10 protein-coding genes and 1 riboswitch are annotated in these 13,202 nt (G+C 38.2%); of the genes, 3 read left to right on the top strand and 7 right to left on the bottom strand.

From position 1 onward, the window contains the following. Window positions 1-136 precede the first annotated feature (136 nt). From ACIPKN_RS22625 to ACIPKN_RS22615, 3 genes are read right to left on the bottom strand one after another with little or no spacing between them, the layout of a single operon-like run. Window positions 137-2,332, bottom strand: a complete 2,196-nt coding sequence (locus ACIPKN_RS22625; protein WP_400940424.1) for a sensor histidine kinase — start codon at window positions 2,330-2,332, stop codon at window positions 137-139. 15 nt (window positions 2,333-2,347) lie between these two features. Continuing rightward, window positions 2,348-2,503, bottom strand: coding sequence for a hypothetical protein (locus ACIPKN_RS22620; protein WP_185903509.1), 156 nt, complete (start codon window positions 2,501-2,503; stop codon window positions 2,348-2,350). After that, complete coding sequence (locus ACIPKN_RS22615; protein WP_142509710.1) at window positions 2,481-3,173, bottom strand: response regulator transcription factor; 693 nt, start codon at window positions 3,171-3,173, stop codon at window positions 2,481-2,483. The genes ACIPKN_RS22620 and ACIPKN_RS22615 overlap by 23 nt, the downstream gene beginning before the upstream one ends. A 632-nt stretch (window positions 3,174-3,805) precedes the next feature. Between ACIPKN_RS22615 and ACIPKN_RS22610 the strand changes: the two genes are divergently transcribed. After that, window positions 3,806-4,036, top strand: coding sequence for a MerR family transcriptional regulator (locus tag ACIPKN_RS22610; RefSeq protein ID WP_049667308.1), 231 nt, complete (start codon window positions 3,806-3,808; stop codon window positions 4,034-4,036). A gap of 51 nt (window positions 4,037-4,087) precedes the next feature. Here the strand turns inward: ACIPKN_RS22610 and ACIPKN_RS22605 are convergent, their stop codons facing one another. The 3 genes from ACIPKN_RS22605 to ACIPKN_RS22595 form a co-directional block, all read right to left on the bottom strand. Then, a complete protein-coding gene (locus ACIPKN_RS22605) occupies window positions 4,088-5,074 on the bottom strand; it encodes a homoserine dehydrogenase (protein ID WP_248718722.1) in 987 nt (328 codons plus the stop codon). Window positions 5,075-6,040: 966 nt separating this feature from the next. Beyond that, window positions 6,041-6,427: a hypothetical protein gene (locus ACIPKN_RS22600; protein ID WP_400940419.1), complete on the bottom strand. Its 387-nt coding sequence runs from the start codon at window positions 6,425-6,427 to the stop codon at window positions 6,041-6,043. Between the two features lie 354 nt (window positions 6,428-6,781). Beyond that, complete coding sequence (locus ACIPKN_RS22595) at window positions 6,782-8,083, bottom strand: O-acetylhomoserine aminocarboxypropyltransferase/cysteine synthase family protein (protein ID WP_400940416.1); 1,302 nt, start codon at window positions 8,081-8,083, stop codon at window positions 6,782-6,784. Window positions 8,084-8,200: 117 nt separating this feature from the next. Beyond that, a riboswitch (SAM riboswitch) is annotated at window positions 8,201-8,313 on the bottom strand. Window positions 8,314-8,610: 297 nt separating this feature from the next. Between ACIPKN_RS22595 and ACIPKN_RS22590 the strand changes: the two genes are divergently transcribed. Together ACIPKN_RS22590 and ACIPKN_RS22585 are read left to right on the top strand one after the other, a co-directional pair. Further along, the gene (locus ACIPKN_RS22590; RefSeq protein ID WP_400940414.1) at window positions 8,611-9,243 is read left to right on the top strand and encodes a glycerol-3-phosphate acyltransferase; all 633 of its coding nucleotides are present in this window, start codon (window positions 8,611-8,613) and stop codon (window positions 9,241-9,243) included. 464 nt (window positions 9,244-9,707) lie between these two features. Continuing rightward, on the top strand, window positions 9,708-11,189 hold the full coding sequence (locus ACIPKN_RS22585) for a DASS family sodium-coupled anion symporter (protein WP_142509704.1): 1,482 nt from the start codon (window positions 9,708-9,710) through the stop codon (window positions 11,187-11,189). A 197-nt stretch (window positions 11,190-11,386) separates the two neighbouring features. On the opposite strand, the gene scpC is transcribed toward ACIPKN_RS22585, so the two are convergent. Continuing rightward, window positions 11,387-12,907 (bottom strand): succinyl-CoA:acetate CoA-transferase ScpC, encoded by a 1,521-nt coding sequence (gene scpC, locus ACIPKN_RS22580; protein WP_400940410.1) that lies wholly within the window; start codon window positions 12,905-12,907, stop codon window positions 11,387-11,389. Window positions 12,908-13,202 lie beyond the last annotated feature (295 nt).

The following is a 13,202-nucleotide window of genomic DNA, read 5'->3' as shown; positions in this document are numbered from 1 at the left end:
GATTGAACCGACAATCGTGGATTGGAACGTCAAATTCGCGGATTGGAACGTCATATCCGTGGATTGAACGTCATTGCCGCGGATAACCCCGCCATACCAAAAAACAGCGGGCAAAATGTTTGCCGCTGTTCTTTGTCTATGCTGTTGGAATTCGAACAATTACTTTAAATAAATCTCCATCTACCTCTATACTCATACGAGCATCATGCAAATCTACAATGGATTGTGCTATGGCTAAGCCTAGCCCTGAGCCCTCTGTATGACGTGATGCATCAGCTCGCTTAAAGCGTTCAAATAACTCATCAGCATTCTCGCTAATTTCATATTTTGCAACATTCTTCACTGTGAATTCAGCATCACCTTCTGCCGTCCGTTTCAATGTTACATAAACACGTGTGCCTTCTAATGCATATTTCAAAACATTAACGATTAAATTATCGATTAATCTCCACCATTTTTGTCCATCCACATATGCGTAGATTGGCTCATGTGGTTTTGTCATGCGTAAATCTAAATGCGCCTGTGCTAAATCTTCCTCATGCTCCCCTACCGCCTGCTGTACAAGCTGGGTTAAATCAACTCGAGTGCGATGAAGCTCCATATTCCCACTCGCCATTTTAGACACTTCAAAAAGATCCTCAATCAGTAATTTTAGACGTTCTGATTTTTTATCAAGGATATGAATGTATTGCTTACGCTCTTCCTCTGTAACATCAGGATTTTTCAATAAATCTGTATACGTAATAATAGATGTTAACGGCGTGCGTAAGTCGTGACTAACATTCGTAATAAGCTCTGTTTTTAAACGCTCACTTTTTGCCTGTTCATGCATAGACGTGCGTACGCCGTCCCTTAAATGATTAAGATTTTCTGCATGCCCAGCGAGTGGTGATTTGCCCATTACCTTGACATCGCGATTTAAACGCCCTTCTGCCATGTCTTTCGTATCCTTCATAATTCGATTTAAATAGCCCATTCTAGAAAGGAAGAGAATCATGGCTGGTATACCGATCATTGCACAGATGCCCAACATTAAAAAGGGGAATCCGCCACCTCCTACCATTGTGGCAACAAGGCTGCCACCACCGAAAAACGCTGCCCCAATCATTACAATGGAATGTAATGCAATGGAACGATTTATAAATAAATCTGTGATTGATCCGCCAAGTGACCATAAATAGCTAGCTTTTAAGTCTTCTTTTAATTTCTGTGTTGTATTCACTCGATCATACAACCAAATAAGCTGTACAAAGAACAGCATTGCAATAATGATTAAGGCACCTATTTTAAACAGCAAACTAATTAAGTAATGTACATAGTTAGATTGATAAGGGACAAACTCAATCGATTCAAAAGCAATTTCAGATGCTATAAAATATATGAATGCACTTATTATTAATAATCCAATCGGGTAGTCAATTTTCATCTTTGCAAGAGCTTCTTTTTCCTTTAAACCTTGTACCATCTGCAGTACTTCTTTACGCCCTTTCCATGCAAAAATAGCTGCCACAATACTCGTTAGCCATATAAAGTAGAACATGTATTGATTGCGTGTAAAATGGTCATATCCTCCCAAGATATCGACTGTTTGGGCTGATTTTTTTGAAATGGTTATGATACCAGTGTAATCAGAAGTTTCCCTCAAATCCTCTATATCCACGTAGCTATCGGCCCGGTAAACAAATTGGTTTAAATTATCAAGTATATTCCAAGCAGTTAATGGGTGTTGTCCGTTATACTTAATTTTGAACGCACTACTATCCGAAACATCACCGGAACGATATGTTTTGCCTGTTTCAATGTTCGTTAATTCATAAGACCAATAATTATAATTTTTCGCAAAACTCTTTGCTTCTTCATTTGCTGCCTTTATATATTGATCAACAAGCTCTTCCTTTTGAGCTAGGATTTTTTTACGGACATGCTCATCATCCTCAAAATTACTCGTAATATCTTTAATTATTGCATCCCGCTCTTTCTCAAGCTTGGCTTTTAATTCCGTTGCATTTACATTAGCAGCTTCTTGAATACGTCCTTCATATTGAGTTTTAATACTATCTATCTGTTCTCCTAATGTTCCATAGCGATTACGATGTTCCTCTATTTCACTTTGTGTAACTACAATTTTTCTTTTCAAATCCTCAGCTATTGGCATGTTCAACACTAATGGTCCTAATTCTGACTGAAAATTATCAAGTTCATGCTGGAAATTTTCAGATTGAAAATACGACTTTCCAATATATTGGTACCCGATCTTAGAGAACGTAAATATACCGAAAATTACCCAGATTAAACATATAAGAACGAGAAGAGGTTTCCAATTTTTCAACATACTTTTAACTCCTCTCTAAAAAATTTTCTCAAGTAATTGTAACATCCCCGAAGAGCGTGAAGTTACTATTTGATAGGCATACACACCGAAATAAATTAGTCCAATAACCCCTGCTACAAACCCTGCAATTGTAACATACTGCTCTATTTTATTTTTCCATTTTATAGCCAACGCCCCACACCACCTTTAAATAGCGTGGATTTTTCGGATCTGCTTCGATTTTTTCACGTATTTTTCGAATGTGTACAGCCACAATATTTTCTGCATTGTAAGCTTCCTCATTCCACACACGCTCATAAATCTCTCTTATCGAAAATACACGCCCTACATTTTTCATTAATAATTCCGTAATCTTATATTCGATTGGTGTTAATCGAACAGGCTCACCTTCTAAAATGACTTCCTTTGCATCTTCATCTAATACAAGTCCGTCGATTTCCACCTTTGCTGCTCCCTCATTGTACGTCCCAAGTTGTACATAACGTCGCAGCTGAGATTTCACTCGAGCCAACAACTCTAGCGGATGAAAAGGCTTTGTGACGTAATCATCAGCGCCTACAGACAAGCCATGAATTTTGTCGCCATCCTCCGCCTTTGCACTAAGCATAATAATTGGAATATTGCGCTCTTCTCTAATTTTAAATGTTGCTGTAATTCCATCCATATTTGGCATCATAATATCTAAAATAATTAAATGTACTTCATTGTTTTCTAATTTTCCGAGTGCCTCTAAGCCGTCAGCAGCTTTAATGACATTGTAGCCTTCATTCTTTAAATAGATTTCAATACCATCACGAATATCTTGATCATCGTCTGTTACAAGAACTGTTAGTTTCGTCATGATATACACCTCGCTCTCAATTAATAGTGTACCTTTTAAATCTTAAAAACCGGTTAGTATAAAAATGAAGAATTTCTTAAGGTTTTAACTTTGGCGGGTGTCACGGAATCGAAAAGGAATTCACAAAAGGATGTTCGCCGTTATCACAGGACGTGATGGTTTTAGCCTTCGCTTCGTTCCCCATCGCTAATCCCCAAGGAGTAGGCTAGTCTAATTCCCCCAGGATAGCCCCTTCCCCATTGTTAACATAGTTGATGTTCCCCACATCTTTGTCGCAAAATTTCCAAAGTTTACATTCTAAAGCATCACAAAAGACAGGAGAGAGCTACCAAACGTTACAATGGTTCCAATAGCTACACCTGTAAGACGAATTGATGAGAAAAAAAGACCTTGAATAACGCAGCGAAAATGTCCATTTCCTTGAACATTTCAGACAGCTCATTTTACATTGCAAAATGGTAATAGCTAATCATCATTATTGCCCCCTTAACCGTCACAACTCATTAACATTAATAATACAGATTTATCCAAAATCAAACAATTACCATTTTCCTTTTTTTTCATTTATTAACCCATAGTAGGCTTTCTATTAAATGGAGGTTATAATAAAAACAATAAAAGGAGCGAAATTTATGTATAAAACAATTGAAGAAACAGCCATCGAACTTGGTATGCCAGAGGATCAAGTACTTCGCCTAGTTTACGAGGGCCGTATTCGTTCAGTATACGACGGAGACCAAATACTAATTAATAGCGGGCAATTTAGCACTTATTTTGAGCAGTTAGATCGTATTAAAGAGGAAATAGAGATTTGGCGGAATACACCTATTCCAGAGGATATCGATGTTAAAGATGAGGATTAAAAAATGCCTATCATTCAAACAAGTAGAACATTGTTGAATGATAGGCTTCTATTATATTGTTACGACAAATCCAGCTCGCTTACCGATAATTTCCGCATAATCCTCAACCATTACACTAGCTGTTGGATACATGCCTGCCCCAGGTCCAACTAGCGTCAATGTGCCAATATAATTAGTATCTAATGCCACAGCATTATTGACATCATCAACTGGATAAAGTGGATGTTCTTTATCAACTAATTGCGGTCCAACCTTTGCAACCACTTTACCATCTGCTAGTTTCTCAACCTCAGCAACGTGGCGGTAACGCAAGCCTTTTTCACATGCTTCTTTTACTTGTTCTGCTGAAATACTATCAATACCTACTACTTCGACGTCAGCCCAGTCTGGTTGTTCTCCAAATGCCAAAGCACTTAAAATCATTAATTTTTTAAAGGCATCCTGTCCTGAAATATCATTATAAGGATCTGCCTCTGCATAGCCTAAATTTTGCGCTTCTTTTAGTGCAGTTTCGAACGACCAGCCTTGTGAACGCATTTTCGTTAAAATATAGTTGGATGTCCCATTTAAAACACCCTGAATACGACTAACATCATTGACAAGCAAAATGTTTTTCATCGTTTTAATAACTGGTACACCGCCAGCAGTCGTTGCCTCAAAGCCTACAAAAACACCGTTTGCTTTTGCAAGATCCTGTAGCTCCAAGCCTCGTTTTGCAAACATTACTTTGTTGGCGGTGATGACATGACATTTATGTTCAACAGCGCGCTTTAAATAAGTAAATGCTGGCTCCTCATTGACAATCGCCTCAAAAACAACCTGCATACCTGGTTCTGCTAAGACTTCATCCATACTAGTTGTCATTAAATGCGCTGTGCCTGGTACACGTTCACGGCTAGTATCTGTAACTAAAATTTTTGCTACTTCTAGCTCAATTCCTAATTTATTTTTAAGCTCTTCACGCTTTTCGTTTAATATATGGTAAATTCCTTGACCTACCGTTCCAAATCCTAATATAGCTGCCTTTATAGTTGCCATTGTTGTATTCCCTCCAACTTACATTCCGCAGTTTCATTAAATTTATTTCGTCTCAGCTTAATTCGGACATATTTTGAATTGTGCGCCGACTTTACAAAGCAGGTCAATTTGCCGTGTTTCCAACACTTCGTTTTCAAACAGATATTTAGGTTAAGTCATCTAACCTTCGCTACAAAAAATATTCTGAATGAAGCTAAAAAACCTTTGAAACACACACAAATTCAAATAATTCAAAATTCAACTTAAAGAAAATTGTAACGTAAATACTTACATTGCACAAGAAAAATCTTTCTAGGATGGACATTTGTTTTCTGTAGACGTGCAAAAGAAATCGTTCTCATCCCTTTTATTATATGATTTTTCACTCGAATCTATAATGATGGAACAATTATTGACTTTTCTTTATCAATTGTGCCTCGGCATAATTGTGTCCGGAATCGGCTTTGTGCTTGCACAAAAAACTCCTTCCCGATTCCATGGCATCCACCGGAGGCTTTAGGCCAATATGATGTTGGTCACTCAGTCGTTGTTGTTGTTGCTGTCGCTTCGCTTTCGCACAGACAAAACCGTGTTGCTGTCGCTTCGCTTTCGCACAGATAAATTGCCACAGGACGTGGCGCTCTTAGACTGAGTTCCTTTATTTCAGCGCATGTCTTTTGTACCGAAAGCGTAGCGACAGGTACAGATGTTTGCAAACCCGCTGAAAAGAAACTTAACTACGTATTAATCTCACCAACTATAAATGTGAGAGACTTCTGTAACTGCACTTCCATTACAAATATATTTGCTGAAAGAAGTTAAAAAACAAATGCCTTTCTTCTATTATATATATGTATGTAAAGACATTCATAAAAATTGTTCTTTTGAAATATATTAATAAAAATTTTTTCTGTATATTTTCATCGTCTAATTTAAAAAGCTCATTCCCTGTAGCAGCAGAGAATGAGCCAAAAATATGAGGGATAATTAACTAGCGTTGGCTAGCAATTTATAACGATATTGTGTTAAAGCTTGTTGAACTAATCCTATTTCCTCCCACGTATAATTTGGTATTGCATACGTACGTTCAACTAATTGGAATGTACCGTATTTTAAATAATACTCTGTCGCAGGAAGAGGAATATGATTTGCTCCATAGCTTTCATAAGCTTCGAAAACTTCTTTTACTGTATAGCCTTCCTCTTTGACATAGACCATTTCATTAAAAGCAGAATGTCCAAAGTTCTCTTGCCATTTACGTTCAACTGACGCAAGTATGTTTTGAATGGACATGTTGTTCACAAACACATGACCTTCATTTAATTCATAAATAAGATAAGATGCAATGTTTTGCGCACTATACACATTTCCCATTTAAAACACTCCTTTATCATCAGTTTTGTAGAAAGAGTAGCTACTGGCTGAGTAACTACTCCTCTTCATCTATTCAAAAGTGGGGGAGCACTTATGAAACTAAATTAGTTTAAGCATTAATTGAAAACATTGGTTCTAGGTTGGTAGCCCTTCGAACACTTTTCTTATTTCCTAGTATAAAACAAGGAATTAAGAAAATCAATAATACTTATAAAATTACTAGGTATTAATTTTCAGCTTCTTCACCAAATGAGGAGAGCGGATGATGTAGCAACGTTTGACGCATTACCAAATGAGGCCTATCGAATGAGAAAATACGTAAACGCTACAACATTAGCCAATGTCCTTTATTTATTAAGCTTCTACTTTTTGTTGTGAAGCTGTTACTTGTTCAATAGCTTGTTCTAAATCTTCAATGATGTCCTCTACTGCCTCTAAACCGATGGATAAGCGAATGAGCGACTCGGTTACGCCAGTTTGGATTAGCTCTTCAGCAGATAGTTGCTGATGTGTAGTAGATGCTGGATGAATAATTAATGATTTCGCATCCCCTACATTTGCTACGTGCGAGAATAATTTCACACTATCTATTAATTTACGCCCTGCTTCACGTCCACCTTTAATACCAAATGTAAGCACTGAACCGAAGCCATTTTTTAAATATTTTTTAGCTAAATTATAGGTAGGGAAATCTTCTAAGCCGTTGTAATTTACATATTCCACAGATGGGTGGTTTCGTAAATATTCAGCTACCGCTAATGCATTTTCATTGTGTTTAGGAATACGCAAATGAAGCGTTTCTAAACCTTGTAATAAATTAAATGCTGCATCTGCACTTAATGTTGGACCAAAGTCGCGTAGTAATTGCACACGCAATTTTGTGGCGAATGCTGCCTCTGCTGTGTCAATACCATAACGTAAACCGTGATAAGAAGCATCTGGCTCAGTAAAACCTGGGAAACGGCCACGAGTCCAATCGAACTTCCCTGCATCTACTACAACGCCACCTAACGTTGTTCCGTGGCCACCAATCCATTTTGTTGCGGAATGAACAACAATATCTGCACCGTAGTCAATTGGTGTAGAGCCATATGGTGAAGCAAATGTGCTATCAATAATTAATGGCAAGCCGTTTTCATGTGCTATATTTGCTACTGCTTCAATATCTAGTACCTTTAAACTTGGGTTACCGTAAATTTCAGCGAACACGGCCTTTGTTTTATCAGTAATAGCTGCTCGGAAATTTTCTGGATTTGTTTCGTCTACAAAAATCGTTTTAATACCGTAGTTTGGTAGTGTGTTGGCGAATAAATTATAAGTACCTCCGTATAAAGAGCTACCTGCAACGATTTCATCGCCTGCCCCTACAAGATTTAAAATGGAGAATGCGATAGCTGCTGCACCAGATGAAAGTGCTACCGCTGCTGTACCGCCTTCTAATAAAGCGACGCGTTTTTCAAAAACATCTACAGTTGGGTTTGTAATTCGTGTGTAAATATTGCCGGCTTCCTCTAAGGCAAAAAGACGTTGCGCATGAGCAGTGTCTTTAAAAACGAAAGCCGTTGAGCGATATATCGGTACTGTTCGTGATCCTGTTACCGGGTCTGGCTCTTGGCCACCGTGTAACAGCAATGTTTCTGGTTTAAATTTTGTCATTGTATACCTCCAAATGGTTATTTTTTTACGATGGTACCGGAGATGAGGAGGATTTTTTTAGTAGAAAACAAAAACCCTCTTCAGCTAAGAAGAGGGTTGCGGCTGCAAGTTTTCCTCCCCTTATCTGCCAGATCCAATAAGAATCTGTAGGAATTAGCACCTTAGCAAGTTCATCACTTACTGGTTGCCGGGCATCATAGGGCCTATCCCTCCGCCGCTCTTGATAAGAGTATGAGATTCAATTTCCATCGTTGTTACACAGTATAAACATAGACTTTTTCACTGTCAATACTAAAATTTTATTTTTTCTGAAACTTCCGTCTGCTTTTTTACGTAATACGAACGCATACACTATTTTGATATTTATTGTTTTTATCACCAAAATGTGGGGTTGATTACAGTTCCGACTATGTGCTCTCCTAGGGGCGCCCAGTCTCCACTCCAATCAACTTTAGGGCATATGTTATAACAAACGTCATTCCTAACTTTTAGTGACGAGCCTATTTTATTTTGAAAGGAGAATTTTTATGATAAAAGCCGTTATTATTTTTCTTCTTGTTGGTTATTTGATTGGCTGTATTCACGGCTCTAAAGTTGCTCAGTTTTTATCTGGGGTAGATTTAAAAAAGACTGGTCATGGCAATGCAGGTGCCTCTAACGCAACACTTTCCCTTGGCTGGAAATACGGCATATTAGTTGCACTGATCGATATCAGCAAAGGCGTTGCAGCTATAAACTGTGCACATGCCTATTTAGCAGATATAACACAATTAACAGAAGTACAAGTTTGGTTCTTCACGTATATTGTAGCTGCCGGTGTCATTCTAGGTCATAATTTCCCATTTTATATGGGCTTCAATGGCGGTAAAGGAACTGCTTCAATCATAGGGATATTACTTGCGATTGATTGGACAATTGGCTTATTTGCACTCATTTTATTTGTTATTTTATCTTTCGTAACGAACTATTTAATTGTCGGTGTACTTGAGTTTTATCTCGTTTTCTGTACAGCCACATATTTATGGATCCCTGGAACAGTCCCAACGATTATAGCCCTATTACTTTTTGGTATAGCCATCATTTTACATATCGAAAATATTAAGCGATTGCTGCTAGGAACTGAGCCTAAAGTGACTTCAGCATTCAAAAAGAAAAAATAAGGATCATCACCAAAACGTGTGGTTGATTTCCGTTCCGACTGGGTGCTTTGTTGCTGCCGCTTCGCTTTCGCACAGAAAACATCCGCTGCGCTGCAGGGTCTCGGGCCAACACGATGTTGGTCACGAAGGCGTTATCACAGGATGTGATGCTTTTAGTCTTCGTTCCTCTATCGCTGATCCCCTAGGAGTCGCCCAGCCTCCACTCCAATCAACTATTTACATAGTAGACGTTTTAACAAAAGTCATCCACAACTTTTTGGTGATGAATCAAAAATAATATCTTTTGGATATTTTTGTCTTTTCTATGACCGTCTATTTGCTCGCAACTGCCCATTATCGCTATAAATAGAGAGTATTTCACATACTAGTTTTTTTACAATAAATAGACAAATTAACTTTCTTAATAAAGCATTTTACTAGCCGATGTGAAAATTACAGTCATGTTTAAGAAAGGATGAAAAGGTATGTCTACTTCTGAACAAGCAAAACCAAAACGTAATTTGAAACCACTCTGGATTGGATTAGCCTTCGCTTCATTAATCATCATTACTTTTTTACCTAACAACGGTGATTTACCTGTAGCCGGACAACGCGCTTTAGCTATTTTAGCTTTTGCGGTCATCCTTTGGGTTACAGAGGCAGTATCCTACCCTGTTAGCTCTGCTATGATTATTGCTCTCGTTACAATCTTATTAGGGTTAGCTCCATCAATGGAAGATTCAACGAGAGAGCTAGGCACTTCAGATGCATTAAAATTAGCATTAAGTGGATTTAGTAATTCAGCAGTAGCACTAGTAGCCGCAGCACTTTTCCTAGCGGCAGCCATGCAGATTACCAATTTACATAAAAGACTTGCGCTATGGATTCTTTCACTCGTAGGGACAAAAACGAAAGCCATTGTATTCGGTGCTATTTTAGTATCTATTGCACTCGCATTCTTTGTCCCTTCTGCTACTGCACGTGCAGGCGCAGTTGTGCCAATACTACTTGGAATGGTAGCAGCATTTGGTTTACAACGTGATAGTCGGCTTGCTGCTCTACTTGTCATTACCTCTGTGCAAGCTGTCTCTATTTGGAATATCGGTATAAAGACGGCAGCAGCTCAAAATATGGTCGCTTTAAACTTCATCAAAGAACAGTTTGGTGTGGATATTTCTTGGGGTGCTTGGTTACTTTATGCTGCTCCCTTCTCAATCATCATGTCAGTCGCTCTATTTTTCATTATGATTACACTAATTAAGCCTGAAACAAGTAATATTGCAGGTGGTAGAGAAGTAATAAAAAAACAGCTTGCGGAACTTGGTCCATTAAAGGCTCCTGAAATTCGATTAATCATAACATCAGTAGTTTTACTATTTTTCTGGGCTGCTGAGGGCAAACTTCACCCATTCGATACGACAACTGTCACAATCGTTGCAATCGCCATTTTATTAATGCCAAAAATCGGAGTCTATTCATGGAAGCAAGTTGAACCACATATTCCTTGGGGGACAATTATCGTCTTCGCTGTAGGAATTATGCTAGGCACGGTCTTGCTTAATACAAAAGGTGCATCGTGGTTATCTGATAAAGTATTCGGTTCACTTGGTTTAGATTCTATGCCAATTCTTGCAACAATCGCGCTTGTTACTTTATTTAATATTCTTATTCATTTAGGCTTTGCGAGTGCAACAAGCTTAGCATCTGCGCTTGTACCTGTATTTATCGTTTTAGCCTCAACATTAACGACTAATGTCGATCAGGTTGGTTTCGTTATCGTACAACAATTCGTCATTAGCTTCGGCTTCCTCTTACCTATTAGCGCACCGCAAAATATGCTTGCGTATGGGACAGGAGCCTTTACAACAAAAGATTTCTTAAAATCCGGTATACCATTAACGATTATTGGATACATTCTAGTTCTTTTATTTTCTGCAACATATTGGAAATGGATTGGATTACTGTAAGGAAGCCAGGGTTTTTTTAAACAACTGAGGGGATTACCTAATCACTTCCCAGGCTTACCTTATCACTTTTCCGGTCTACCCGATTACTTCCCAGCTTACCTGATTCACTTCTCGAGGATGCTTTTGGATTTCATTTTTAACAAATTAAAAGCCTTGAAGGAACAAGTCAACTGTCCTTCAAGGCTTTTATTACTTTATTATTTCGATAAAGCTGGATTTTTCATCGTACCATTTTTTGCGTAATTCACATGCCATGAGAGCGCTTTTTCTAGATTGTGTGGCGTATGGTGTCCACCTGTTGCTTCATTAGCATCATTAAAATACTTCCATAATTGCTCACGATATTCCGGATGTGCACAGTGATCGATAATGAGGCCAACCCGTTCTTTTGGAGCAAGTCCACGTAGGTCTGCTACTCCCTGCTCTGTGACGATTACGTCTACATCATGCTCTGTATGGTCTACATGTGAGACCATTGGAACGATACTAGAAATATTTCCACCTTTCGCGTAAGATTTCGTGACGAAAATACCTAATCTCGCATTACGTGCAAAGTCCCCGGAGCCGCCGATTCCATTCATCATTTTTGTGCCAGAAACATGCGTAGAATTCACATTCCCATAAATGTCTACCTCTAGCGCTGTATTAACAGAAATTAACCCGAGTCGGCGAATAATTTCTGGTTGGTTAGAAATTTCTTGCGGACGTAATACTAGTTTATCTGCATATTTTTCAAAATTACCATAAACTCGGTTTCCAACTTCCTCAGAAAGGGTAATAGAAGTAGCAGATGCAAAGTTTACCTTCCCTGCATCAATTAATTCGAATACTGCATCTTGCAGTACTTCTGAATATACTTCTAAGTTCTCAAACTCAGAATCTTTAAAGCCTAATAAAACAGCATTTGCTACTGAGCCTACACCTGATTGAATGGGTCTTAAGCTTGTTGTTAAACGACCTACTTTAATTTCTTCACGTAGGAAGTTTAATAAATGATTGGCCATAATACCTGTTTCTTCATCTGCGGGAACAATCGTTGATGGTGCATCTAAAATATCTGAAATCACAATGCCTTTTACTTTATCTAAATCTAGTGGTATACCAACTGTGCCAAGCCGATCGGATATATGTTGTAATGGAATCGGATCACGTTTCCCCTGTGGTCCCGGTACAAAAATATCATGGACACCCTCTAATGCATCAAGCTGAGCTATGTTCAACTCAATGATGATTTGGTCTGCTTCTTGCACAAAAATAGGAGAGTTACCAACTGAAGTAGTAGGAATTAGTAAGCCGTCTTCTGTAATAGCAGCCGCTTCAATAATCGCAAAATCAATAGGACCAATAATCCCTTGGCGCACTAGCTCCGCATTATGTGATAAATGCGCATCAACAAATGAAATTTCGCCACTGTTGATTTTGTTACGAATACCGGCATCTGCTTGGAAAGGTCCACGTTTACGAATAACGCCAGCTTCTGCTAAGTATTGGTCAACTTCCGGGCCAAGTGATGCACCTGTATATACATCTACCTTGAAGCTCTCTTTTTTAGCTTTCTCCACAAGTGCAAGGGGCACCACTTTAACATCACCAGCACGTGTAAAGCCGCTCATCCCAAGTACCATACCATCCTTAATCCAAGATGCTGCTTCTTCTGCTGTTACAACCTTGCTCCGTAGCTGTTCATTACGAAGCTTTTTCGCCAACTTTTCTGCCATCCCTCTTCCCCCATCCCACTTTATTTTGTTTAACTAAATTACTCGGTTTAATCCTTATGGTATAGTCATCCAATTATTAGAAATACAACCAAATAAACCGTCCGTATATAATTTTAAACTATTTAGAATTTTTAATCTATAACTAACGAAATATTTTATATTACGAGAAATTTTATGCATTCGCACATTATTCAAAAATAATTTTCAACACCTTTTAATAAATTTTACCTTGGTGTAATTGTAGCTGTCGCTTTGCTTTCACTACAAAAATATTTCCTGAAGAAAGATAAATTCG

Source organism: Lysinibacillus sp. NPDC086135, assembly GCF_044746345.1.
Classification (GTDB): domain Bacteria; phylum Bacillota; class Bacilli; order Bacillales_A; family Planococcaceae; genus Lysinibacillus.
Note: the sequence above shows the minus strand (reverse complement) of the source record. Positions and strands in the feature narration are given on the sequence as shown.